Origin of the sequence: Aliikangiella sp. G2MR2-5 (genome assembly GCF_015687155.1) — a bacterium.
Taxonomy (GTDB): Bacteria; Pseudomonadota; Gammaproteobacteria; order Enterobacterales; family Kangiellaceae; genus Aliikangiella.
The window spans coordinates 31,320-57,616 of sequence record NZ_JADPQF010000004.1; the positions used below are offsets into that span (position 1 = coordinate 31,320).

Annotated in this window: 23 protein-coding genes; 15 read left to right on the top strand and 8 right to left on the bottom strand. The window is 40.7% G+C overall.

Annotation, left to right across the window (positions count from 1 at the left end; all coding sequences use genetic code 11):
* Positions 1-454: 454 nt before the first annotated feature.
* On the top strand, positions 455-1,021 hold the full coding sequence (locus IYN84_RS13160) for a glutathione S-transferase family protein (RefSeq protein WP_371734916.1): 567 nt from the start codon (positions 455-457) through the stop codon (positions 1,019-1,021).
* 95 nt (positions 1,022-1,116) lie between these two features.
* Here the strand turns inward: IYN84_RS13160 and IYN84_RS13165 are convergent, their stop codons facing one another.
* Positions 1,117-1,347: a PLDc N-terminal domain-containing protein gene (locus IYN84_RS13165; protein WP_196139704.1), complete on the bottom strand. Its 231-nt coding sequence runs from the start codon at positions 1,345-1,347 to the stop codon at positions 1,117-1,119.
* Between the two features lie 224 nt (positions 1,348-1,571).
* Here IYN84_RS13165 and IYN84_RS13170 point away from each other — a divergent pair, with 224 nt between their 5' ends.
* Positions 1,572-1,886, top strand: coding sequence for a hypothetical protein (locus IYN84_RS13170; protein ID WP_196139705.1), 315 nt, complete (start codon positions 1,572-1,574; stop codon positions 1,884-1,886).
* A gap of 184 nt (positions 1,887-2,070) precedes the next feature.
* On the opposite strand, the gene IYN84_RS13175 is transcribed toward IYN84_RS13170, so the two are convergent.
* The 3 genes from IYN84_RS13175 to IYN84_RS13185 form a co-directional block, all read right to left on the bottom strand.
* On the bottom strand, positions 2,071-2,730 hold the full coding sequence (locus IYN84_RS13175; RefSeq protein ID WP_196139706.1) for a DUF4166 domain-containing protein: 660 nt from the start codon (positions 2,728-2,730) through the stop codon (positions 2,071-2,073).
* Positions 2,727-3,851 carry a saccharopine dehydrogenase family protein gene (locus tag IYN84_RS13180; protein ID WP_196139707.1) on the bottom strand — a complete coding sequence of 375 codons (1,125 nt, stop codon included), beginning with the start codon at positions 3,849-3,851 and terminating at the stop codon, positions 2,727-2,729. Before IYN84_RS13180 ends, IYN84_RS13175 begins: the two co-directional genes overlap by 4 nt.
* Before the next feature lie 208 nt (positions 3,852-4,059).
* Entirely contained in the window at positions 4,060-5,067 is a 1,008-nt protein-coding gene (locus IYN84_RS13185) for a helix-turn-helix domain-containing protein (RefSeq protein WP_210330474.1), read from the bottom strand.
* Between the two features lie 188 nt (positions 5,068-5,255).
* Here IYN84_RS13185 and IYN84_RS13190 point away from each other — a divergent pair, with 188 nt between their 5' ends.
* The 5 genes from IYN84_RS13190 to IYN84_RS13210 all read left to right on the top strand — a co-directional run bounded on the left by IYN84_RS13190 (position 5,256) and on the right by IYN84_RS13210 (position 8,679).
* Positions 5,256-5,726 (top strand): nuclear transport factor 2 family protein, encoded by a 471-nt coding sequence (locus IYN84_RS13190; RefSeq protein ID WP_196139709.1) that lies wholly within the window; start codon positions 5,256-5,258, stop codon positions 5,724-5,726.
* A gap of 171 nt (positions 5,727-5,897) precedes the next feature.
* Positions 5,898-6,437 (top strand): hypothetical protein, encoded by a 540-nt coding sequence (locus IYN84_RS13195; protein WP_196139710.1) that lies wholly within the window; start codon positions 5,898-5,900, stop codon positions 6,435-6,437.
* Positions 6,438-6,635: 198 nt separating this feature from the next.
* Positions 6,636-7,223, top strand: coding sequence for a Crp/Fnr family transcriptional regulator (locus IYN84_RS13200; RefSeq protein ID WP_196139711.1), 588 nt, complete (start codon positions 6,636-6,638; stop codon positions 7,221-7,223).
* Positions 7,224-7,315: 92 nt separating this feature from the next.
* Entirely contained in the window at positions 7,316-7,792 is a 477-nt protein-coding gene (locus IYN84_RS13205) for a GNAT family N-acetyltransferase (protein WP_196139712.1), read from the top strand.
* 17 nt (positions 7,793-7,809) lie between these two features.
* Complete coding sequence (locus IYN84_RS13210) at positions 7,810-8,679, top strand: DMT family transporter (protein WP_196139713.1); 870 nt, start codon at positions 7,810-7,812, stop codon at positions 8,677-8,679.
* A 15-nt stretch (positions 8,680-8,694) separates the two neighbouring features.
* Here the strand turns inward: IYN84_RS13210 and IYN84_RS13215 are convergent, their stop codons facing one another.
* Positions 8,695-9,111: a hypothetical protein gene (locus IYN84_RS13215; RefSeq protein ID WP_196139714.1), complete on the bottom strand. Its 417-nt coding sequence runs from the start codon at positions 9,109-9,111 to the stop codon at positions 8,695-8,697.
* A gap of 19 nt (positions 9,112-9,130) precedes the next feature.
* Positions 9,131-10,315: an MBL fold metallo-hydrolase gene (locus tag IYN84_RS13220; RefSeq protein ID WP_196139715.1), complete on the bottom strand. Its 1,185-nt coding sequence runs from the start codon at positions 10,313-10,315 to the stop codon at positions 9,131-9,133.
* 171 nt (positions 10,316-10,486) lie between these two features.
* Here IYN84_RS13220 and IYN84_RS13225 point away from each other — a divergent pair, with 171 nt between their 5' ends.
* From IYN84_RS13225 to IYN84_RS13240, 4 genes are all read left to right on the top strand, one after another.
* Positions 10,487-12,565 (top strand): winged helix-turn-helix domain-containing protein, encoded by a 2,079-nt coding sequence (locus IYN84_RS13225; RefSeq protein WP_196139716.1) that lies wholly within the window; start codon positions 10,487-10,489, stop codon positions 12,563-12,565.
* Positions 12,566-12,699: 134 nt separating this feature from the next.
* Entirely contained in the window at positions 12,700-13,866 is a 1,167-nt protein-coding gene (locus tag IYN84_RS13230; protein WP_196139717.1) for an erythromycin esterase family protein, read from the top strand.
* Between the two features lie 126 nt (positions 13,867-13,992).
* Entirely contained in the window at positions 13,993-14,373 is a 381-nt protein-coding gene (locus tag IYN84_RS13235; RefSeq protein ID WP_196139718.1) for a BlaI/MecI/CopY family transcriptional regulator, read from the top strand.
* Positions 14,370-15,605: a M56 family metallopeptidase gene (locus IYN84_RS13240; protein WP_196139719.1), complete on the top strand. Its 1,236-nt coding sequence runs from the start codon at positions 14,370-14,372 to the stop codon at positions 15,603-15,605. The genes IYN84_RS13235 and IYN84_RS13240 overlap by 4 nt, the downstream gene beginning before the upstream one ends.
* Positions 15,606-16,212: 607 nt before the next feature.
* Here the strand turns inward: IYN84_RS13240 and IYN84_RS13245 are convergent.
* Positions 16,213-18,015, bottom strand: coding sequence for a DUF885 family protein (locus IYN84_RS13245; RefSeq protein WP_196139720.1), 1,803 nt, complete (start codon positions 18,013-18,015; stop codon positions 16,213-16,215).
* A gap of 297 nt (positions 18,016-18,312) precedes the next feature.
* Between IYN84_RS13245 and IYN84_RS13250 the strand changes: the two genes are divergently transcribed.
* From IYN84_RS13250 to IYN84_RS13265, 4 genes are all read left to right on the top strand, one after another.
* Positions 18,313-20,067: a serine/threonine-protein kinase gene (locus IYN84_RS13250; protein ID WP_196139721.1), complete on the top strand. Its 1,755-nt coding sequence runs from the start codon at positions 18,313-18,315 to the stop codon at positions 20,065-20,067.
* A 16-nt stretch (positions 20,068-20,083) separates the two neighbouring features.
* Positions 20,084-20,719 carry a hypothetical protein gene (locus IYN84_RS13255; RefSeq protein ID WP_196139722.1) on the top strand — a complete coding sequence of 212 codons (636 nt, stop codon included), beginning with the start codon at positions 20,084-20,086 and terminating at the stop codon, positions 20,717-20,719.
* Between the two features lie 197 nt (positions 20,720-20,916).
* A complete protein-coding gene (locus tag IYN84_RS13260) occupies positions 20,917-21,270 on the top strand; it encodes an energy transducer TonB (protein ID WP_196139723.1) in 354 nt (117 codons plus the stop codon).
* A 99-nt stretch (positions 21,271-21,369) separates the two neighbouring features.
* Complete coding sequence (locus tag IYN84_RS13265) at positions 21,370-23,421, top strand: TonB-dependent siderophore receptor (RefSeq protein ID WP_196139724.1); 2,052 nt, start codon at positions 21,370-21,372, stop codon at positions 23,419-23,421.
* Between the two features lie 49 nt (positions 23,422-23,470).
* Here IYN84_RS13265 and IYN84_RS21580 read toward each other — a convergent pair whose 3' ends face one another.
* Positions 23,471-26,131 (bottom strand): S8 family serine peptidase, encoded by a 2,661-nt coding sequence (locus tag IYN84_RS21580; protein ID WP_196139725.1) that lies wholly within the window; start codon positions 26,129-26,131, stop codon positions 23,471-23,473.
* Between the last annotated feature and the right edge of the window lie 166 nt (positions 26,132-26,297).

Below are 26,297 nucleotides of genomic sequence, written 5' to 3' on the forward strand. Positions count from 1 at the left end.
AAATGCCCGATAAAAGGTCGTGCAGGAAGGAATTCTGTCAGCAATTAGCCATATACTCTACGCACATTCTTTCGATGGTACAAGGAAAAGTCGAGCTTGCGCACACAAGATAGATGTTTCTTCCAGCCTCCAGGGGCTACTACTCCTTGTTTTAAAAGAAAAAACCGAATTAAGGACCAATCTCATGATAATTAGTACAGGAGCACGACGCTAGTCAGTGCCAGTGGAAATGCATCTTTTTGATTAAGTAGTTTGGACAATATTAGTGTCAGAAGCTATCACTTTCATAAGAGCTACTACTTGTTAATCAGTAGCTAAAAACCTCGCTTTTTCTCAATATATTTGCAATGGTAATCTTTCTACATTGAAAAAAGTGCAAGGAGCAACAATGCCAGTAACATCTTCAGAGCATACACAATTGATTTTTTATACCAACCCTTAATCTCGCGGACAGATTGCCCGCTGGATGCTGGAAGAAGTTGGTGCTGAATATCAACAGGAACTGATTGAGTATGTCGAACCTATGAAATCGCCGGAATATTTAAATATAAACCCGATGGGCAAAGTTCCCGCAATTAGCCATCGAGGAAAAATTGTCACCGAATGCGCGGCTATTTGCGCTTATCTGGCGGATGTATTTCCCGATAAGCAACTGGCTCCGGAAATTGATGTCCGCGCGGATTATTATCGCTGGCTATTTTTCGGTGCTGGCCCACTGGAATCAGCGATCACTAACAATTCAATGAAGCTAGAGTTTAAACCTGAGCAGGAGCGGATGCTTGGGTATGGTACCTATGCGAAAACAATCGAAGTCCTGGCCACTAAACTGGGCGCTTCAACCTATATCACAGGCGAGACTTTTAGTGCCGCTGATGTCTATATCGGTTCTCATGTTATCTGGGGTTTGCAATTCGGAACGATTGACAGTCGCACTGAGTTTAATGACTACGCAGAACGCCTGACATCCAGGCCCGCATATATCACAGCAAGAAAAATAGATGCTGATTTGATTGGCAAGTAAAGATTGAGTCCAAAACCCCCTTCCCGCTTCAGGGAAGGGCTATTTTTGTCTCAACATCAGAAAGTTTTGCACATATCTAACTAATAAAATGGTTCTCAATAACGCCGATACTCACGATAACGACAATGACGAGGCTCTCTAAGCGGAGCCAGCAGCAAATAGAATATCCATGCAAACCAGCTTATGAATATCACTGCCAAAATCCAGGCAAACTTTTCTCTGCCATCGGTACGATCAGAAACAGCAATCATCACTATCGGAATAAGCCAAATAACAGAACAAACTCCAATTGCGATGAATACGAAAATGCCTTCAAGAAAATCCATAACTACCTCCTTTCAATAACATCTAGCAAGTTGTAGGCCAAATAAAAAATACTTATTTTTCAATGAACTATATTTATATACCTTTACCTTCGGGTAATTTATTGCTAATTATTTGGTTAAATAAACTAATTAACTACGATAAGCAAAATGCAATGGTCGGACCCTTGAAGTAGGGGAATTTGTATACCATGCGCAAAGAGTAAAAATAATAAAAGAAAGTTTTCATGGTTGAGTCACAGATTTCATATAGCATCCGCCCAGAAGTGAGTGAAGAAGAATACTGGGAAACGGTTCAAAAGCTTATTTCGACCCTGGTAAAAGATAAGAAAATTCGAGAGTTTAGAGCATTCGAAAATTTAATGGGTGATCCACAAATTAAGGCCAGCGTTTACTGGAACGAAGCCACACACTTTGCCAATTTTGCTAAATCTGACGAATGGCGAGAAATTTTAAGGGAAATGCGAAAAGTAGTTTACGGCATTAAAATTGAGCTCTGGGGTCCTTCTCGTTATCTACCTGATCCTGTAATCGTTGATTAAGCTAGCTCTAAGGGGCGACAATACACGACTCATTATCGCCGTTTTGTTTTAACTAACAGGAGATAAACTGTATTCAAGCCTGGCGCTAGCTCAACTATATGACAAGCAGGGTTGCGAGGTTATTGCCACTAGTCGTAATGAACAACGGCGAATACAACTCTCTGCTAGTAGCTGACACTCTTATTCACACTTTTTCTTCGAACACACCGAACTGCCTAAAAACTACCCCCAGAACCGAATGCCTGACATCCAATCTAAATTCAAACTCTTTGTCGTTAATTGCCCGCTGAGAAACAATTGTCTTGCCCGGCGTCAACCAATCCGGAATTCGAATTTTATTACCGCCCAACTGCCAAAAGAAATACTCACTTTCAAACACTATCGCTCCTTCTTCTTCGCGAACATTAAGTTTCATTCCAAAACCACAGCCCACCATTTCCACCAAGCCAGCTTCTCCAAGCAGTTCTTTAGGCAAAATGCATTTGGTAGAGTTTACTCGATTGACCGGCTTATCCTCATATTGATAAAAACGCTCCCATGTCATTCCTTTCAGCTTTTCATTGGGATAAACCTTTACTTCCATCGGCACATCTTTTCCCTGATAAAGCGCTAAGGGAGTTCCAATTAACCGGCACAAATGAGCAAATATTTTTCCAACAAAAGATAAATGCACTTCATTCATTACACCTGTATAAGTTACGGCTCTGTGAGCGTTCGTAGAAAAACGTTTGCGAACCGCCGGATGAATTCTTATCCAGTTATTCCACCCGACTAAATCAACGTAATTAAGTCCTTGCTTCCAATCCTTTTTGATTGTTTGTTCAGGAGGCATTCCAGTCATCATTTGATCTCCCGCTGATAAATTCCCCAGCGACCGGCCAGGATTAAAAACTCTTCCAGAGTAAACAAACCGGTACAGGGATAGGCGCCTGCTCCGAGTTCTCCATTAGCGATCTTATTAACGACCAGTTCAGCCGCAATCGTCGGTACATTCGGCCCCACCCCGTCTTCAGCGACTAACTGCCAGACTGCTTTTTTTGTCTCTCCGTTATCGCCGACTCCGCCAAGCTCGATAAACATGCCCCCACAATCGCTGCCCCAACTTTTAAACCATTCGCTCATGGCGACCAAAACATTGGTAAAAGTTCGCCATGTTTTGATAAGTTTTAAACGGGGAAACCAGGAAAGTAGCCATAGGCCCAGATGCAACAATGAAACTTCCAACCCGGCCTGAAAGCGAACACTTTTAATTTCGGGGTATAACGCCGGAATTAAATCCAGATCAGGTATTTCGCAGTTGCTCATCCAGCGCTTGCCAATTGAGCCGCCAAAGTCGTAGCGAGTTAAATCCTGCCAGCCGTAAACCTGTCTGAAGTCCCCGTTAATCAAAGTGTCGAAAGGTTTGCCGGTATAAGAAAGAATTGACCCGACAGTACCTTTGCCCCGCTCAGTCCGATTTCCGGGAGAAATGCCGTAATAAATTGAATTGATGGATTTGAACTGTGGCTCATAGTGAGTAATCACTGCATCGGTTAATGCAGGAACCGTACTGGCTCCGGTCACCATTACCAGTTCATTTTGTTTTGCCTCATCATTTAATTGCCGGGCAAAATTACCGACAAATTTTCTGTCGTCAGCCAAATCAACGTAGTGACAGCCCGTATTAAGGCAAGCTTTAGCCACCCTATAGGTTTCCTGCATCGTTTGCAGCTGATAAGGACCGGAAACATTGACTACCAAGTCGGGTTCGATATGTGCAAATGTCTTGACTAAATCACTATTAAGCACATCAAGCTCGACGGTATCGATCACGCTGTTCATCGATACGCGAATCATATGCCTGGCTTTCGCCAACTTCTCTTTCGAACGTCCACCTATTACGATTTGGTGGTCACGGTAATAAAGCAGGCTGTTGACCAGTCTTTTCCCAAATGTGCCATAACCGCCAATAATCAGGATTTTCATATTAACTCCCAAGATTTAGTAAAGTGTGTCCTTGGAAGCATCCTAACGAGAGCTGAGTTTAGAAAACTCCTGTTTGATAAAGGTTGAATAAATAAAAATATTATCTATTATTTTCAATAACTTATAAAATTCCTGAATGATAAAACTGGAGTTTAATAGGGAAAGCGAGTATTCCCTGCGCATGAAGAGAAGAGAATCTTGGAAGGTCTTATTCTATCGACTTTCGATAACTCCCAGGCGATTGCCCGGTCAGCTCTTTGAAGGCTGCATAAAAGTTCGACTGGGATTTAAATCCGGTTTCCATGCTGATTGAGAGAATAGAGGATTTCGGCTCACTCTTAAGCAGGTACTTGGCTCGCTCTACTCTGACTTCTCGCAGATACTGGGAAAAACTCGCACCAAACTGGGTATTGATCAACTCGGATAGCTGATGTCCGCTAAGCTCCATGGCTTCAGCCAGAGAAGAAAGATTAAGGTTTTCATTTTGATAGATATTGGATTTTTGCATCAATTTTTCCAGCTTTTCCTTGGCATTTTCAATATCCACATTATTCAGAGTCGAGTTCGAGTAACTCAACTTAACCACTTCGGTTAGCTCATTGAGTAAATCCGGGTAAATAATCAGCGCCGCAGTTACCAGCATATAGGCAAACGCTATACCGTTAGCATAAAAGTGGTAGAAATAGGCATCATCGATATAAGATGCAGAAAAACCAACGGCCAATACACCGAGGGCGAAAATCGAGAAAAAGGCGACAAAGAAAAACTCAAGCTCGAACCGGTTTCGATGAGCCCTTAATCGATAAAGCAATTGTGTCAGCCAGAGACAATAACCGGCGCCAATAACAAAAGCCAAAGGCACAGCCAAATTTCTCTCCAAAATAGGAACCAACACAATGGGGATTAAATGAAGCAGGCTGACCAGCCGAATTTTATAGTCAGGAAACAAAACCAGCCGACTGAAAAAATAAAACATCGAAGGGACAGAAAAGAGAAGAAATCGATAGTAAGTCGTATTCAAGGGTTGTGTATTTAGCTCGAAATACCTTAAATGCTCTAATTGAAGCGCACTGATACCAACTAAAAAAATAAATGTTCCAGCTCTCGCACCAAAAGTCTTATTATTACTTTTCATAAAAAACTGGTAGCTGACAAGCAATACCAAAGCGATTACGAGAGAAAAACCAATGTTTAGACTAGTGATGGATTCGAGCATTTATAATACGGTTGTTAGTTAGCATCTAGTTGCAGTAAGCAAGTTTACCTTATATCTGTGCCAAACAGACAGGCTACCATGGCAGTAAAAATCCTAGCTCAATAAGCGATATCAGAATAATTCAATTTGCCCAATGATGAAACGATCCTGAATAATAAAACCAATATATCAATACCTGAGGAGCAGGCATGCAGCGACTAAAACTAACTGGGGCACTAATTTCACTTTATGCTCTGACAACTGCGGTGATGGCAGAATCAACCACTCACTGTGATTTCGAGTGTACTTTGTCACAGCACCTTCAAGCTATCCAGACGAAAGACTTTGAAGCTTTCGAAAAAACGATAACGCCTGAAGCTAAATTGACATTTATCCTGCCCAATGGCAAATACTTTGATGACTCTGCAGAGTACCGACAGATGTTAAAAGAGTGGTTCAAACAGGATGGCTGGACCTTTAACTTTAAAGTTATAAGCAAGTACAGCTCAAATACCTTCGGTCATGCTTTATTGTTGATCGACTATAACGAAGCTGACAGAGGCGGAAAGCCATATCACCTCGATCACTATCTCAGCCTGATTTTTGAAAAACAGGGAAGTCACTGGTATCTCATCCACGACCAAAATACCAAAACGGATTTGAGTCCAAAAGGCTCCTAGATTTAAATTGTTAAAGCCTCCAGATATATCAGATAGTGTCTTTAAATTAATCTGTTACTTGATGAGTGAATCACTGGTTTTCACATTTGTGCTCAATTAGATTAGAAAGAGAGCTATTCCAGTTAAAAAGACTGGTGTTTAATTACCATGTTTCACAGGGAGGATGGAAAGATGAAACGACTCTACTACTTAACAGATGATATTCAGAGTACTCAGGAAATATCGGACGATCTACATGAAACGGGAGTTTCTGACTGGAATTTTCACGTCATCAGCAAAGACGAAAAAGGGCTGTATAAGCGTCATATTCATTCGGCAAATGCTCTCCAGAAAACCGATTTGATTCATAGTACAGAACGCGGCTTTATCAAAGGTCTGGCAGTCGGTACTATAGTGTTTTTCCTGATTTCGCCCATCCCTATTCACGGACGACTACCTGAGAGTGGGTTCTTATTAGCAATATTCTTCGTTTTGCTTCTGGGTGGACTGTTCCACGGCGCTTTACTCGGACTACAAAATGAGAATATCAGGCTAAAACCTTTCCAGCAAGAAATCGAAAATGGACGTTTTCTAATCATGATCGATGTGCCGAATAGCCAGGTAGATAAAATTGAGAACTTAATGTTTCAAAATCACCCCGAAGCAATCCTTCGGCAAGAAAGCCCTGTTTGGATCTGGCCATTTTCTCACCCTGGTACTAGAGGAGTCTGATCCCGTTAGCCGACGCCTGTTTTTTCTGGCAATCAATTTCCATCTCTTTCGTTATCAGGAAATTGCAGGTAACGAAAAGCGCCTGGTATATACCAGGGCAAATTAATACGAACGAATAGCGGTAAAAAAGCAAAACGATTAAACTATCATTCTCTGCAACAAAAACGATACTTCTATTTACTGCTGGATTCATGCATAGTGACAGTTATTAAACACACAGTTATTCGGATAATGAGTGGCCATACGCCACTGCCGGAGTTAGCCCTTGATAGACTCTTACATAATGCGAAAGAAATTGATATTCCAACAGGGTACAGACTGTTTTCTATGGGAGAAAAGCCAGATTGTATTTATCTGGTGATAAAGGGGCTTCTTCGAGCGATTTATGAAACCGAACAGGGCAATATCTGCAGTAAAGAATTCTATTGGGAAGGGGATACTATTTTTTCGCTACGCAGTATTCTTAGAGATGAGCCGCTTCCTTATTCGATTGAATCGGTTGAAAATTGTCGACTAGTAAAAATTCCCCTCAGCAACTACTTGAGTTTAGTTAAAGAACATTCTCAATGGAAAGACTATCATATTGCTCAGCTGGGGCTTCACCTCTACCAAAAAGAAATTAAAGAAGAGTTACTGCTAGTTAACAATAATCAGGAGAAAGTCGTCAAAACTTATGAACTTTTCCCTGACTTTGTAAATCGTGTTCCAGCCAGATTACTCGCTTCCTATCTAAATCTGACACCAGTGAGCCTCAGTAGAATAAAGAAACGGCTAAACTTAAAATAATCTTCTACTATATTAACAAATGTTAACGCCTAAATTAGGCCAACTATATTAAATTGACCTTATCTAATTTGAAGTCAACCGGATCGATTCTAATGGCAATTGAATGGTACCTAAAACCTTTTGATGAGTTAACCAATAACGAGCTCTATCAAATTATAAGATTACGCATTGATATTTTCGTAGTAGAGCAGGATTGCCCCTATAGTGATCTCGATGGTAAAGACTATCAGCCCGGAGCAATGCACTTTTTTGGCGTGGATACGATCCGTAATGACAATGAAAATATTGTCGCTTATATGAGAATATTATCTCCTGGTATAAGCTATCCTGATATGCCTTCACTCGGGCGGGTTGTTACTTCTGCGTCAGCTCGAGGGACAGGCCTGGGACATCAAATGCTTGAGAAAGCAGTTGCAATTCTCGATAGTCACTGGCCAGATAAAACTTGCCACATTTCAGCCCAGTCTCACTTGCAAGGTTATTATCGTCAACAAAACTTTATTGCCGTGGGCAGTGAATATCTGGAGGATAATATTCCACACATCGGTATGGAAAGAAAGCCGCAATAGCCAGTCAAACAATTGCAATGAGAAATATCAGTATAGTGATGCTTGCAATAATTAGTTTGATTGCAGGTAACCTCTTCGCCACTTTTGTTGACGTTATTGTTAAACTAACGGCCGCAGAAGTCAGTGTATATCAGTATATTTTTCTAAGACAGCTTGCTGTATTTACTATTTTGCTACCATTCTGGTTGCGTTTGAGTAAGGTACAGCGTAACCCGATTAACTTAAAAGTTCACTGTGCTCGAGCGGTGCTCACCAATATCGGCGGTCCATCAGCGGTAATCGCGATTTTGTACTTACCGCTCGCTACTGCCAATGTGATTTTTTATTCTGCCCCGCTAATCACAGTTTTAATGGCCAAATTGTTCTTTAGGGAATCTATAACCCGAGAAAGACTAATTGTTACTTTATGTGGATTTGCAGGTGTTATTGTCGCTTTTCGCCCCGAGTACATCGATCTGGCAGGTTTTCTCGCTTTAGTCACCGCCTTCGCTGTCGCAGGATATAACATTTCGGTTAAGTGGCTTCCTACCAGTCACCCGCTCAATACCTTATTCTGGAGTAACTTGTTAACCCTGCCAATCACCGGTGCAATCGCAGTTTTCTATTGGCAGCCGATAACTCAGGAGCTATTAATTCTCGCCTCTGGTGCCTGCGTCTGCTTGCTAATCTATCAAGCGTGTTGCGTGTATGCATTTCAGCGCGCAGATGCCAGTGCAATTTCAGTAGCGGAGTACTCTGGACTTATTTTTGCGGCATTACTTGGATGGTTGATCTTTGATGAAGCTGTGGATATTTGGACTATAAGTGGAATTACATTAATTGTTTTACCTATTATGTGGCAAAGTTGGCGCGAGAATCGTAGCCAGAAACTTTCTGGCTATCAATAATCTTACTTTCAAAAGTTACCAATATTCTTTAATCCTGGAGATTTTATCTTTCTCAAATTCGAACAAAGTAGTACCTCCAGGCTCCCGTTTGATAACCAGCATATTCAATCCAGAAAATGTACTAAGTATCTTCACCGGTTCAGAGTCTTTATAATTTCCATTTTTCCAGTTTCTGAGAAATCCATTGTAGAGATCTTGCCTAGAGTACTCCCCACCATATCCTTCATGAATATAGACGAAGTCATTAGTTAAATAAGTAAATTTGCTATCAATATCAGCCTGACTGTCAACCTTTTCGAAGAATATTTTTACCAGTTGCAACTTCTCATTTTCGCCCGTCATACTAGTTTCATCGGCAACTGCTTCTGGAATGCCAAATAAATAGGCAAGTATTGCAATAGCGAGCGACCATAACGCTATACTTTTATGCATTGATGTGTCTCCTCAATTACTATCTAGCAGTCAAGCTAGTTCTAGTGGCGATCACCGGTTTTTCTTCTTCATAAATCCTCAGTTGATATTTCTCACTGCTTGCATCAAATTCAAATGTTAAATACTCACCGTTGTTCCAGTTTCGAAATTCAAATTTTCCGCCTTTTCGAGGTAATAATTCCGTGACATGTTCTCCTTTAAATCTTAGAAAAAGCCTCCCTTCCTCCGCATAAATTTCGGCGACTTTCCCACCTGGTAGGTGATAAAAGCCCACAAACTTTTCTATTTCAAACGCTGGTAGCGATATTTCTGATTCAGAAAAACTGCTGCTTCGAATATGCCAGTCAATGCGTCGACTCATCATATCTGCAGTCATAAATTGCTCTTTATTGTTGCCGTTAAATCGCTCAAATAACGCGTGTACTTTTTTATCTTTTACTAATGATTCAGTAGTAATACCTTGCTTTTGCTGATTTATAACGTAATCAGACCATTCCAAAGTGTCTTGCAAGTATTTGATTACATGTTGTTTGTTGACCACCTCACCATGTCCAGGTACAACTTTGGTTTTCTCATCACTTAGATCAATTGCAAAATTAAGCACAGACTTTATTCCCTGTATTCCTCCATTACTCACCGAAGGACCCCAAGTCGTTGCATGAGTATCGCCGGTAAAAACGACATTGGCCTTCTTTAAATAGATGATGGCATCATCCATGGTATGTGCATTAACGTGAAAGGCCTCAATGGTCTCGGCACCAAATCTGAGTGTAAGACGATTCTTAAACGTTAGATGAACAAAGTCTGCTTGGCGGACAATAAGCGCATTTTCCTGGGCAATGACAGTGGCCCCCTGCTTGGCAAAAAACTCATTACCACCACTATGATCCCGGTGATGATGGGTATTAATTACATATTTAACTGGTTTATCTGAAATTGCCCTTATCGCTTTCATCAGCTGCTGATGGCTTTCTTCGTGAATGTTGGCCGAATCAATCAAAGTGATTCCTTCATCTTCTACCAGAACACCTGTGTTAGCCCCCAAACCATTTCCACCGATAATCACGTAAAAATTGTTAGTGATTTTCTGAGTTTTCATCTGGGCTCCCTTAACAATTGCCACAGCGTCTGGACTAAGGCTCCATCCCGAGACAATTAAAAATACTAACAATATTACTCCACTAGCTATCTTTTGATTTGGCATGCATTTCTCCTGATGATTAATTGTACACCTGCGACTTGAATGACTCGTAAGCTACCCTTTTCAAAATAAAAAGCTCGATTTTTACCTGATTAAAAGCTGATTTTTGTTGTTTTATAAAGCTTGCAGGGCTGATACTCTTGCAGACTGAATTTAGCTAGCAAAGTCACTCTTATGAAAAGACACTTCAGAGTTGGGCAATTTGAAGTTGACCTGAACCGCAATCAAATTAGAAATGGTTCGACTTTAGAATCGCTCCAACCGAGAATATTAGCGGTATTAGCTCTCTTGGCGGACATGCAGGGAGAAGTTGTTTCTCATGATGAGATTATGGAGCGTATTTGGGGTGAGAGTACCGTTAGCCCGAATACGTTACAACGTTGTATCGCTCAACTAAGAAAAGTATTAGGAGATGACAGTCGTAGACAGGAAGTTATCAAAACACACTCAAAGAAAGGATACAGCCTTGAACTTCCGGTAGAGTGGCGTCCAGATAACGCTAGTCATTCTGGTAACAATAAGAAAATTTTGAATCACTGGTCCTCATCGTTCGCAGTTGTTTTACTCGCACTAGCAGGCTCGGTATTTTGGTTTTACTATTCTTCACCATCACTATCCTTGCGTTATAACCACATCACACCGATTACCGCGAGCGATGAAAAAGAATTCAATCCCAACTATTCTCCTGATGGTCGTTACCTGGTTTATCATCGTTATCTTGATGTGTGTGAAAACCATATCTGGGCAAAAGATCTAAAAACTCAAAAAGAATATCGCTTAACTAAAGACGCTGGTGTTTATGGTGCACATAGCTGGTCTTATGATGGGACTCAGATAGCATTTATCAAACAGGAAAACTGTCAGAGCAATACGCAAATCGAACATAGTCAATGTTGGCGCCTGCAAACTCTGGATTTTGCCGCGGCACTGCAATCACCAGTTACCGCCACACAAAGACTCGATTGCGACGAGTCTCCAACTACTAATCCTGTTTGGCTTAATAACGGTGATATTTTGATGCTGAAACAAGATAGAAACAGGCAAAAACTGATGCGATTTGACGCTCGTAGCAATCAGCTAACAGAATTTTACCGCTCACCAAACATGGTGCTTTACGACTTTGATTATTCCAGAATAAGTGAAAAAATAGCCGTTATTGGTAGCGATAGTTCAAATACGCATTACATAGAGTTACTCAACACCAGTGGCAAGCTTGAGTCTATCCGTCGGATAAAACCAATTGACAACCTCTCAAAAAATCAACGCTACTACAGTAGTTTTGATTCCCGAGGCAGGTCTCTGGTTACCAACCTTCAAACAGGTCTATTTCACCTTTCACTCGATGGGAATTTGTTTCCGATTGAAATTTCTTCCAGCGAGAAAGTCTATTCTCCCAGCTACCATCCATCAGAAAATAAAATCGTTGCTTCAATGGGTACCGTTGATATTGATCTGGCATTAGTGGGGATGAAAGATTTACATAGAAAAAAAGAGTTCGAAGTAGGATTTAATCAAGTCTTTCAGCCCTATCCTAGTTTTGAACGATCTACTCGCCTCGAAAGTCAGGCTAGATTTAATCCTAAAACAGACCAGATTGCTTTTGTATCATCGCGTTCAGGTAGTCAACAGGTTTGGCTTGCAGAAGATGGTTCGATTCGCCAACTAAGTCACTTGAAAAATAAGGAAAACGTGAATGGAATCGAATGGTCTCCGAATGGTGAAATGCTCGCTTATGTCGCTAATGATCGATTAATCATCAATAACTTAAAGGGAGCTTCAACCATATTTCCTTCAGCCATAACTTTCAAATCTTTGTTAGACTGGCCACATGATAAGCGCTTGTATGTATTAGCTACTTCAGGCTCGCAAAGTCAAATGCTAGAAATAGATTATATCGGAGAAGAATCAACTATCCAGATAGAATATCCACTACTTTGGGCAAAAAAATATAAAGACGGATTTATCTTCCTGAAAGAGGATCTCGGTCTCTGGATACAGGAAAAAAATAGCATCCGGCAACTAGCAATTAGCCCGGCTCAAATAACAGGAAAGCCCATTGTACTCGTTCAAGATGAAGTCTTTGGTGTTGGGAGAAATGACGAGCTGTGGCGTTTTAATTTGCAAGATAACAAATTCGAAATAATTGAAAAAGTCCATCCTAAAGTGTGGTGGATTGAGGATATAAAAGACGACTTAATCTTATTGGCCCAGGCCATATCTGCGAAAAAAGAGATTATCGAATTGTCTCCCTGATTACTTCTCCTCAAGGTCAACTATTCGGCTCATGTAGTGAATAAAGTCAGTCACTGATGTGACATTAGCTAGAGATTTTTGCACTTTGCTTGTCACTTACTATTAAAATCTTACAGCTATATAAGGGAAAATCAATGCTTTTCAGGATAGTAACTTTAGTATTTTTATTCACTGTCAGCTTTTCTGCTATTTCTAAAGCTTCATTGAAAACTACTCCAATATATTCATCTGAGCTTACTCGTTTGCTCGAAGATTTATGTGACAAGGACATTGTTATACTCGGTGAAGACGCCAATCATGGCAGCGCAAAAACACTGAAAGTCAAAGCTCAAATAACGCGTCAACTCATTGAAACATGTAATTTCAATCAACTGGGGCTGGAAAGCCAGGTTTATGATCTGATCGATTTTAGTAATAAACTTCATACGGGTAATGCCAGCGCAAAACGACTACAACAGTCCGTTAGCTACTTTTTGTCTTCGGCAAAAGTACTCGAAGAGTTTTTTGTCTATCTCTTTGAAGAGGCCCAAAATAGCAAGCTGGAGATATTTGGCTTTGACCATCAGATAGGTGGAAGAGGACAGTTTTTTGCACAAAAAGAACTACCAGATCAATTGACCCGCTACCTTGATCAGGAAAAAATCGAATGTAAAAAGAAAATTACCCAATTAACGCAATGGCAATATACTCAGGAAACACCTTTCGGCAAAGAAGTAATCGCTGAATTACAGAGCTGTCTCGATAAAATTAAAACAGCCACGCAAAAATTTAAACATAATGAAGACAGTAAGCAGATAGCACTAATGAACAATAACCTGAAAAGCTTCCTCGATGCTTTTTCTGGAAATACTTTTAACGCTAGAGACAAGGCGATGTTTTCGAATATTGTCGAGTATTTTTCTCGCCCATCGCTAAAATCAAAGAAGAAGTTAGTCATCTGGACTGCAACAATTCACGCACTCAAGAGCAATCAAGGAATATCCGGACAGCTTATACCCATGGGCCAACATCTGAATGAACTCTATGAAAAATCAGTCGCCCGCATTGGGTTTACTGCACTGAAAGGAAGTTTCGGTCGTGGTACCAAAATTCATGCTGTACCGAAAGCAAATCGAGGCGCTCTGGAACAGGTTATCAGCAAAAATCATTCGGGAGAATGGATATATTTGGATAATAACGCACTGACGCAGCTTGGAAAAGTGGAAGCAAAGCTTATCAATTACATAAAACCAAGCGAAGCAGATTGGTCCCGATTAATTGATGGCGTTATAGTACTGGATACAGAGGAAGCAATTAAATAGGGCCACAAAAAGCGGCTCTCTGATTCGAACACAGAAATTCCTCTCTTAGAAAACACTTTACAAATTATGATTACAAATGTAATACTAACTAATAAATTACATGCGTAATCAAAATAACACTTAGCTATGAAAATCAGCGACTCTGAAAAATATATCATGGACCTCTTGTGGCAATCGTCGCCACTATCTGCAAAAACAATTATTGGCCAACTCGATCCTTGTCTGGAATGGCAAGATAAAACAGTGAAAACATTAATCAATCGCCTATTAAAAAAAGGTGCGATTGACTTTGAAAAACAAGGTAGGGAATATCTCTATTTTCCAGTATTGAAAGAGGAAGACTATATCATTGATGCCAGTGAAAATTTTGTAGAGCGCGTTTTCAAAGGTAATGTCAGTTCATTGATTGCAGCATTCGCCAAAACTGACAAGCTTTCATCCAAAGATATCGAAGAGCTTAAAGGTCTGGTTAATCAGCTGGACTCAGCAGAAGGAAAGAAAAAGTGATCGAAACCATCGCCGAGTACTTTTACTATAAGCTGGCAGGTATCTCATTTCTAATTCTGCTCATACTCTTCATACGTCCCTTTATTGTTAAGTACCTAAGTGTCAGAACTTCCTATCAACTATGGCTTTTGATACCTTTGTTTTTACTTTTCCCCAACTTCGACTTTGTCGCAGCTTCTTCAAATGGCAACAGCATGTTTTTTGCCAGTCAAGTGAGTCTGATTCCATCGATAGAGAAGCTCGGAAACCAGATTGATGGCAAGTTCATTTATCTTGCTCTTGGTATCTGGCTTGGAGGCTTCGCTTTTTCTTTAGGTCGTTATTTCATTGGTTATTATCAATTAAACAAATCTCTAACTGACTACTCATATCAGCCACAAAGTCCTCTACTACAAAAAATCATCAGCAACGCTCCTGCTGGTTTTAGGCTAACCCAAAGCAGGTTAGTTAATTGCCCAGGGATATTTGGGATCACAGAAGCCAAGATCATACTTCCGAGACGCTTTGAAGAAATGAATGTTCTACAACAGGAGATTATTCTGTGTCATGAACTTTTTCATTTTCAAAGACGTGATCACTTAATCAATCAATTTCGTAATATTTTCAAATGTATCTTTTGGTTTAACCCGGTAATCTATGTTGCTGATAAATATTTTGAGGCTGATCAGGAGCTTTCTTGTGATCAGGGGGTATTGGAAGCTCAATCCGAGATCGATCCAAAAGACTACGCAATGACACTACTAGACGAAGCGGTGGCATTTAATTATCAATTACCATTTAGCCAATGGAATTACTCCAAGCTTGTTAAAAATAGAATAATGATGATTGGCAAAAGTAAATATCGAGCCTGGCATAAATGGCTGCTGTTACCTTTTGCCTTGATATCGCTAGGTTTCACCAGTTTGATTGTCGCTCAAAACAATGGAGCAATTCAGTCGGAAGGTCCTGTTCCGGTCAAGGTAATTCAACCAGACTATCCACGTGAAGCCGTGAATAACGATATTGAAGGAGAGGTTAAATTTAGTTTTGATCTGGATAATGATGGAACTCCCAGAAACCTGAAAATAGTCCACTCCATACCGCATGGGATATTTGATAAAGATGCTACTAAAGCAATCAAACAATGGCGCTTTGATACAAAGAGCAATGCAAAGACAAACTTAAAGTACACTCTACAGTTTAGACTTCCGGATGACTGGAAAGAAATTAAAAAAGATATTTTGAAAAGGTAGTTGTACTTCTTATGCTATCTTCTCTTAGCTATAAAAAAATTCCTGTTGATACTTTCGCTAAGTTATTACACTAGTAAAAGTATCAACTCGGATTATCTTGACGACAGTTATTCGGATCGTCTGGAGCTTGCCAAAAATCTATTGGGTGCACAACGCCTTTATTTTGACGCATCAAGTTGTGACGAAGCAAAATTAGAAAAAATTTCACATGGGATTCAGTTTGTGCCGCCCGATCCAGGCTAAGAACTATCTCGAAGTTTTCTTGGTGCAATTAACGAATTTAATACAAGAAGAACTAATAATATTGGTCATGCTTCATCGATACACCTTAACGTCGCTTGTTCCGGAAGTCGTTCAAGATTAGCTGCAGCGGTACTCCAGAAAGAATTACAATTACTTGGTGACAATTTTCTAAAGAATGTAACGATACTCTTTATTGGCAATATGAAAGATCAAGCTATGATTAAAGATGATACTGAAGCTAAGGGGGGAATTTTTTTGTTTGCGAAAACACCGGAAAAAACCGAGTAATATCATCTGATTTAGTACTATCTGACAAGATTAATCGGGATATTCCCCTTCCTTTTCAGGAAGGGGACCATTCGAATTAAACTTCACCATCACGGGCGATATAATCATCCACCATCCGTTCGAGAATGGTCATAGGTACAGCACCGCTTTTTAATACGACATTATGGAATTTACGAATATCGTATTTGTCGCCTAACGCTTTTTCAGCCTTTTCTCTTAACTCAAGAATTTTAAGCATCCCGACTTTATAGGCAAGTGCCTGACCGGGCCAAACAATGTAACGTTCGATTTCCGATTCAACGTCTGTCATAGCCAGTCCAGTGGTCGAAGCCATATAATCAATCGCCTGCTCTCGAGTCCAACGCTTGTGGTGAATGCCGGTATCAACAACCAATCTAACTGCGCGCATTAACTCAGCCTGTAGTCGACCAAGATCACTGAAGGGCTCCTGTTGATAACCTTGTTCCCACGCCAGTCTTTCTGCATAAAGTGCCCAGCCTTCAGAGTAGCTGGTAAAGCCGATGAAATTTCTGAACATCGGCAAGCCTTCCAGCTCAGTTTTGATCGCAATTTGAAAGTGATGACCAGGGATCGCTTCATGATAAGCCAGAGTCCGCATACTGAATTTCGGAGTAGCTTTAATATCATAAAGATTGGCGAAGAAAATTCCCGGACGTGAACCATCGATAGAAGGCCCCTGATATGATCCACCTGCAGCAGTTTTTTCGCGATACTCAGGAACGCGTTTCACTTCAACACCTGATTTGGGCATAATGTCGAAGACCTTATCCATGCCCGCTTCAACCTCAGTAATCATTGCTCGATAGTCAGCTAAAATCTGCTCACGACCTTCGTCAGTATCAGGATACAAAAACTTGGGGTCTTCACCGAGTTCATTCATTATTTGGCCTACAGATTTACCACTGTATCCCTGAGATTCCAAAATGGCTTCCATTTCAGCAACAATACGATCGACTTCAACCAAGCCAAGCTGATGAAGTTCTTCGGCGGTATAATCAGTGGTCGTTACCGAACGAATGCGATGTTGATAATATTCTGCTCCATTTGGAAATTTCCACACCCCAGCATTGCTATTAGCATCATCTTTCAGATTTTCGAAAAATTGAATATAGCGATCATACGCGGGCTGAACAACAGCTTCCATCTGAGCAAGCATTTGCGCTTTCAGCTGGCTTTTTTCCTCTTCGCTAAGATCAGATAGCGCATCGACTTTCTTATTGAAGTCTTTCACCAAAACATTTTCATTCAGCTCAGGATCTCGAATATTGTGAAGATTTTCTAAAACTTTGCTGATGATAAAGTCAGGCGGAACTACACCATGCTCTTGCTCCTGCTTAACCGACTCAAGAGTATTATCAAAATAACTACCTATTTGTGAAATTCTGGAAACATAATCCTCTGCATCACTACTGTCTTCAACCCGATGCATATTAACCATAAAGTTGATAATTCCCTGATAACTCCCTCCTCGCTGAGTGACACTGTAGCCATTGTAACGGTACTTGTGAGCATCCATTTGATCTTTTAGGAACCAGTCGAGAATATCGTAGGAAAGTAACTCCTGGCCCTCCAGGCCTTCCCGCTCATACTCCTTCAACTGCTGGTAATCTTTCTTCAGCAACTCAAAAGATGCTTCATTCGCCGCAATAGAGTTGTCGTTTAGCTCTCCATATCGATACTTCACCCCTATATTTGTCAGCATCTGTGGGTTTTCCAGCGCAAACTCAAAAAAGATCTTGTCGTAAAAGTGACCAATAAAGAAAGGTCTGAACCAGATGAGGTTAATTAAGAAAATAGAGAGCCCGATAAAGCCAACAAGCAATATTCGCTTGCTGTATTTCCATATTGTTGATTTCATATATTTCCCAACCGTTATTGTTATCAATTAAAACTGCATATATAAGCAATACCATTGCCAACTTGTTAATTTCATAAAAATCAAATACTTAATAAACAGCTTGCTATTGAGGGCTTTCAAATTAACATAAACTTGGTCAATTAGACCAACCTGATAGCAAAATTAGCCTGAAAATCTGTATTTACCTTTATGATCTGAGAAGTGTTTCTTGAGCCAAACTGAAAGAGACTGTATTGTAGACCGATAGTTTTGACTCAATATTCTGTCCTATTTTGGGAACACTTATCAGGAAACCTCATGGCGGGGAATAACGAAAATACTAATGGCCAGATAACAGACAGTGTCACATCCGATACTGATTCCGCAGAGGCGCTTGTTGAACTGACACGAATTGGCCAATCCCTGTATGCCAAAGAAAACAGGCAAGGGTTTATTAAAGCCAAGGCAGACGTAGATAAGGCACTAGCCGAAAACAAAATTGTCTTAAAAAATCGTTTTGTACTCCAGTCTGCATTGGGAGCTGGAGGAATGGGAACTGTGTATAAAGCACAGGACTTGCGCAAGGTAGAAGCCAGAGATACCAATCCCTTCGTCGCAGCCAAAGTACTTAACGCGGATTTCAAGGAACACCCCGACGCTTTTATCGCCCTGCAACGGGAAGCGAGTCGCTCTTCCCGTCTGTCTCACCCCAATATCGTAACAGTGCATGATTTTGATCGAGATGGCGATACGATTTATATGACAATGGAGTTGTTAGAAGGCGAAGATTTGGATCAGATTCTTAAACGTCACGCCAAAAAAGGACTAGGCAAAGAAAAAGCGTTTAAAATTCTACAAGATATTTTCAGTGCATTAAGCTTTGCTCACCAGAAAGGCATCATCCACTGCGACCTGAAACCAGCGAATATTTTTGTCACCAAAGAGGGTGCCAAAATTCTCGATTTTGGAATCGCTCGACTAGCACTAAAAAATCAGGATCACTTTGACGCAGGAACTATCGGCGCTCTGACACCCAGTTATGCGAGTCTTGAAATGTTTTCCAATGAGGATCCCAGTCCGAGCGATGACGTTTACGCAGCCGCAATAATTGCCTATCAATTATTATCAGGAAAGCATCCCTATCAACAAAAATCAGCTCCAGCTGCGTTATCGATGGAACTAGAGCCCCCAATGATCGAAGGACTGTCTAAACGACAGTGGCGAGCATTAAGTAATGCTTTAAAATTAAAGAAAACAGAACGAACGCAGACTATTGAAGAGTTTTCCGAGGCTCTTCTTGGCAAACGTCAGCTTTCACAAGCAATTCTTTTGTCGAGTCTGATAGCAGTCTCAGTAGGCGCAATTGCTTACACTCAATTTTTCAATCATGACCAAATTGACTCAGTAATACAAAAGACTCTCGCAACAGCCGAGGAATGTCACCTTCAGAAAGATTACGAATGTGTACAAAGTAGTGTAAATGCCATTTTAAAAATCAAACCCGAACACCAGCTCGCAAATGAATTGCTCAGCAGAGTCCAGGTAGAACAGGAAAGCCAAAGAGTCTTGTTACTGTTGCAGGAAGGTCAAAAGTGCTTAGCGGCAAAGAGTTATCAGTGCGCAGTTGAGAAGTCAGATGAAATTCTGGCTGTTAGTGCTGATAATATTGAAGCAACTAAACTGAAAGCCGTCGCATTGGAAGCGATGCAACTAATTAGCACACAATTAAAGCAGGCGTTAACAGAAGCGGAGACGTGTTTACAGAAAAAGAACTACCAATGTACTATCGATAATTCCACTCTCGCGATAAAAATTGACCCGACTAATGCGCAAGCAGTTTCTTTAAGACAAAGCGCAATCATAGCCGGGGATCAGCAAAAAGAAGCATTATTAAAAGCTAAAGATATTTTAAACGATGGAAAAAAATGTTTTGCAAAATATGACTATAGCTGTGCAATAGCCAAGTCAGAATCAGCACTAGCATTTGTACCAGACTATCAACCCGCGCTAGAATTGAAAAAATCGGCGGAAAAAGCGATAGCCGATGCGAAAAAAGCCATCCGCATCGAATAGCCATGGAGATCTTGAAATGAAGTTTACCAAAACAACGATAATCGCGATAAGCATTCTTTTTATAATGTCGGTCGCAGGCATGGGCTGTAAGAGTGACAATATAAAGCGAATTGCAACGGTAGCTGCTGTTGCGATTGCTGCCAAATTACTCTATGACATGTATATCGACTACAAAACTGAACAAACCCGTGAAGACAAGCAAGTCGTTGATAAGTATAAATCCCAATATAATTCACTACCTGATGAGCCGGTTCTAGTGTCCTATGAATCTAGTATCAAGCCAGGCGAGGTGGTCAGTGCCGGAAATAAAATCTCAATACAATCGTCGCTGGAGGTAGTCCGAGGCAAAGCCAAAGAAACCCTGGAAATAAAAGAGCAAATAATCATCTATGACAATGAGGATCCCACCAAAGAACTCAAAAGTCTGGTAAAAGTAGTTAACAAAGAAAGTCAGCGCTGTGGAGCTTTTAATAATGAGTTTACTTTTACACTACCTAAAGGGATGCCACAGGGGGTTTACCCAATCAAAACAAAAGTGATAGTCGACGGAAAAGCCTTTGCGCCGGTAGATAGCCGCATGCAGCTGGTAATCAATACCAATCAAGAGCAACCTTTAGAACATGCTCAATATCGACTAGCTAAAGCTCATTAAATCATACCAGAGAGGATTGAGGCGCAGTAATGCGTCTCATCTATCTCATTTAAACTCACGGTCCTCTTCCCACAAAACAAATCCAGCAACCATCTTCCTGTAAAACAAACTTGCCAAATAGAATTACAAGTGTAATACTTAACACGGATTACAAACGTAATCAAAAAATAACATTAAGTAAATTAGGGAACGAATCTATGAAAATGATCACCACAAAACTGTCTTTAATGCCGCTTTTATTTGGACTGGCTTTTTTCTTTCTAACTTCACTAGCCGGTTATGTCACTGCTGGCGCTCATGTTGAAGCCATACCGGTGAAAATCGTAAATCCCGAATATCCCAGACGGGCAGCAGTTGAAGGGATTGAAGGTAGTGTTACCTTTGAGTTTTCTCTAAACAAAAATGGAAGCCCGACAAATATCAAAGTACTCAATGCTATTCCGGATCAGACCTTTGTTGTTCAGGCTAGTAAAGCTATCAAACAATGGGTATTTGAGGTCAACAACTCACAAGACAATAAATATCGTTATACCCTGGAATTTAAGCTCTAATAGAGAACTCTCGGGAATGTCAATTTTGTGCCGGCTCATAGTTCTGGATAACTCTCTTGGGCTCTACTAAGCTTTACTAAGACTTAGTGGCGCCTATCTATGATGCTTAAACAAAAAACTCTTTCTATTAGCTACAGGTTCCTCTTCCTTGCTTTTTGTGTGGTTTATCTATGTCTACCTGCAAAAGCGGAAGAGGAAGAACCATTTCAGCTTACTCAATTGACTTTGGAGGAACTTCTCAAAGTAACCGTCACAACTGCAAGAAAAACCGAGAAACCGGTTTCTAAAACAGCAGCATTTGTCACGGTAATCACCAAGCATCAAATTCGCTCAAGTGGCTGGCGAGATCTGTCTGAGTTACTTAATGCCCAGGTGGGCTTTTATACTTTCAGTGATCGAATTTATAACTTTATCATTCCACGAGGTCACTATCAGTCGAATGATCCAAACTCTAGAGTATTACTACTTTTAAACGGTCATAGCGTTATCGAGAGCTTTGGCTATTTCAACGGACATTTGCCATCAGTAGACATCAATCATATTGAACGCGTTGAAATTGTACGTGGTCCCGGCTCAGCCACCTATGGAACCAATGCAATGTTTGCGGTAATTAATGTCATAACACATGCGCCATTAAACAAAGATTCACAAAATTTTTATTTTGAAGCCGGAAGTGGTGAATGGGGAAAGACCGCTTTTAGAGGAGATTGGCATTTAAAAGACGGTTACGTATCGATTATGGGTGGTCTTTCTAGAGGAGAAAAGACAAGTCTTTCCCTTGAAGAATATCAAGATTCGATACATCCATTACAGGGCCAAACTATCAAAGAAGCTAACGCAGTGAAAAATAGAAATTTTTATTTCGACGCCAAGATTGAAGACTGGAGAGTTTCTGCCTATCTGAATCATCGAATTAAAAATGTACCCACCGGAATATTTGGCGGAAGCATGGACAATCGTTTTACCTTTTTTGAAGATACCAATACTTTTTTTGAGTTCCAGAAAGAATCCAGAATCGCTAAGGATAACAGAGCAATTATTAGGGTTTTTTATGATTATTATGAATTCAAAGGAAGATTTTATTATATTTCAGATCCTTCCAGTGTGTTAGGGCCTCCTTACGAAAGTGAGTTTAATCGAGTGACCAATACAAGCCTGGGTGTCGAAGTATTATTTGATAAAAAGATATCTGATGACATTCAATTATTATATGGTGCTGAGTTTAAAAAATATGGCGACGTTGATTTCGTTTATGTCTCTGAAAATGATCCGCTGCAATTGCTAAATGAAAGATTCAGTTTTGATCCTGAAGAGTCAGTTTTTTCGGCACATGCTTCCATTGACTATCAATGGAATGCCTTTTGGAGTTCAGTTGCAGGACTACACTATGATCACTACCAGACTGTCGGAGGACAATTTAGTTTTAGAGCCTCAGCAGTATATTCTCCAACTCAGAGATATCAGTTGAAACTTTTGTATGGAGAATCTTTTCGGGCGCCAAATAGTTGGGAATTAAATGGCGGCTTTTATCTGGTAGGTAATCAGCAACTACTGCCTGAGAGTGTCGGTACTTATGAAGTTTTGTTTGACTATAGTATTAAAGATAATTGGCATTGGATATCAAGTTTTTATGCTTTTGAAACAGAAAAAACCATTTCACAATCAACTGATGGCGTCCGCTTTACTAATGGTGCCGGAGTTTCGGGAAAGGGCTTTGAGTCGGAACTTAAATACTCGAAGGGGATGCAGTCTGGCTATTTAAATTATTCCTACACTAAAGTAGAAAATGATCTGACCGGAGCTCGAACTTCATTCTATCCCGAGCAACAGTTGAAACTCGGATATACCTACCAGTTTTCCAATCAAATCCGGTTTCATATGGAGTCACAGTGGACAGACTCTCGTCAATATGCAAATCCTGAAGTAGGCGAGCTACCGCCTCACCAGATATCAAATCTGAGCTTAACAAATATTCAGGTTTTACCCAGACTAACCCTGGACATCAGCATATTTAACCTATTTGATGAATATTATGAACACCCATCCTTCACTTCTGATTTAGCAAGCTTTTATATTAATCAGGATTTTCCCGTTCATGATATACCTGCAAATGGGAGAGAAACTCTTTTAAAGTTAATTTATCAATTTTAAAAAAAAGGCCCCATTAAGGGGCCTACGACTCAATTAAAATAATTGACTCTTACTCAAAGGATAATTTCCAGCTGTCAATGTAACCAGTGTCTTGACCTGCCATATCCTTAACTCTCAAATTCCATGTTCCAGCAGAATCTTTAGAACCAACATTTACTGAATAGCTTTGTACGATATTGTCGGTAGAGCTACCTGTACGATTGTGTAAGTTGAAAACAGTTCCATCCGGATGAATCAGGTCAACAACCAGGTCACCTTTGTAAGTATGGATAATATTGACATCAACAGTCACAGTATTCGAAGCACCACTTCTAGTCGAAGAAATCGGGCTGGAAATACCGGTTGAGTTATTATCCGGGATCGAATAGTTGTCGCTATTTTCAAAGCTGGCTGCACCGCCACCGTTTCCACCTTCGCTATAAGAGCCGGTCAACGAAACACCGCTAAACGCACTGTATCCGCGAAGTGTGACATAGTAAGTTCCTGCTTGAACATTGCTGATATTACAGGTTTCTTCATTGCCGCTCTTATAAGGACGACAATCGTAACTTGAAGTTGTTGGTGCACTTCCAAATTTGACGTACATATCAGCATCGCCACTACCACCAGTAGTAACAAAGCTAAGGTCGCTCGCCCCTGCAGGAACTTCCATAGTGAAAGTTACTTCTGCATCTTTTGCAGCAGATAAACTGGTTTTAGCAACGCCATTTTCCAGTACGTCATCACTTCCGCCACCACCATTATTCTCGGTGAAATTAGCAATCAAAGAAACACCGCTGAATGAGCTATAGCCGTTCAACATCACATGATAAGTTCCAGACTGAACATTACTGATAGTGCAGGTTTCAGCATTACCGCCCTTATAAGGTCGGCAGTCATAGCTCGAAGTGGTTGCTTCAGATCCAAACTTTACGTAAAGGTCAGCATCACCAGTACCGCCACTCATGGCAAAGCTTAAATCACTAGCGCCAGCAGGAACTTCAAGAGTGAACTTCACCTGCTCTCCTTTGGCTCCGGATAAATTATTAACCGCAACACCATTTTCAAGCTGGTTGTTAGAGCCTCCGCCCCCGCCACCATTTCCATTGCCATCACAGCCGTTAGCTGTAATGTAGTCTATAGCCGTTTTAGTTTGTACCAGGCCATAACCGAACTTAACGTCTCGTCCAGCCGCACCTAAATCTTCTGCTGTCGCATTTAACGCGGCACGAATTTGTGTTGCCGTACAGCTTGGATGATGACTCCACACCAAAGTTGCAACACCGGCAACGTGTGGTGACGCCATTGAAGTACCACTCATCTTGCCATAATTACCCGGACCAATATTTAGCGAAGTATTTTGACCCAGCTGATTCAACATAGCTTGACCATTTGCTTGTGAAGCAGCGACAGCAGGAATGCTGGTAGTATTAGTATCACCCAAGGTTGCGCCTAATTCACCGGCAACATTGTTATAAATAATTGCGCCTACACCGCCACTGTTTTCACAGTTTTTCACCTTATCGTGGAACGAAATGTTACCACGTTCAATCAAGCAAACCTTGCCAGATGCACCTGAATTAGTCGACTCACCGGTTCCAAAGTTATAAAGTGCACCAGAAGCGCTGCCCTGATTTTCCATGCCATTTACTGAGTAGCCAGTAGAACCCACTGTCAACTCAACAACACTTCCTGTCCCTTCAGGGTATGTAGAATAAACATTAACGCCTGGACCTGAAATTTCTACCTGACTATTTTTCTGTGAGAAATCCGCCAATGCTTTTTCACTATCTATCGCAGCAACAGACATTACAGCATCATAGGACGCAGGATAACTCATCGCATCTGTAGTGCTACTGGCATTTCCGTCATTACCAGCTGCAGCAATAAGCAAAACGCCTGCATCTAAAGCAGACTGCATCGCATTAGCTTCAGTTGTACTTGAACCACTTCCACCAAGGCTCATATTAATCACATCAGCGCCATTGTTTACACAAGTATTTACTGCGCTTGCCAGACTTGAAGAGTAACCCCAACCTGATTCGTTAAATACCTTAACGATATGCATGCTTACATCGCTACCAATAACTCCGCGAACACCGATGCCGTTGTTTAGTGCACCGATAGTACCGGCAACATGAGTACCATGAGGTCCACCATGATCGTGCCAGTTACCTGTACCACTATCATTTGTCCCGTTAATCGTTCCGCCCTGACTACCCATATCTTCATGAGGCAAATCCAAACCAGAATCAATTATACAAACTTTCTTACCACCCGCTGATGCAGCAGCAACAGTGTCATCTACCTGATCAGCTTGAACTAAACCTATTCCATAAGGAACAGTTTGAGCCATTAATCGACGAGGGAAATCTTCTTCTACTCGGACAACATTGCTATCCATTTTTAGTGCTTTAATCGCTTTTGCATCGAGTTCAGCAGAGATAACATTAATGTTAGCGAATTCCTGTTTAATTTTGGCACCAAGACCTACTGCTTTTGCCTTGACTGACGCACGACGAGAAAGTCCGTTCGCCTGAAGTGAATTATCATTCTTATACTGAATGATATATCGCTTTGGTAATGAACTAACAAATTGATTAAATTCTTGAGTTGCTTTTCCTGTAGCTGCATTTTGATTTAATGAGCTTGCACTGGTGCCTGTTGCGATTGCAGCGCCAAAAATTGTTGCTGCAACAGCCGAGGTTACTTTACTAACCGAATACTTCATGAGTTGTATCTCCCAACATTATTATAAGTAGGCGAGTAACGAACTTTTGTCTTATTTTTTTAATCGTTTTATTTTTATTTTTATTAGATTCAACTTTTTGATAGGACAGGCCACTAAGTAAGATTATTAGATTTATTAAATAGTGGTACTTCGTACTTCAATCTCA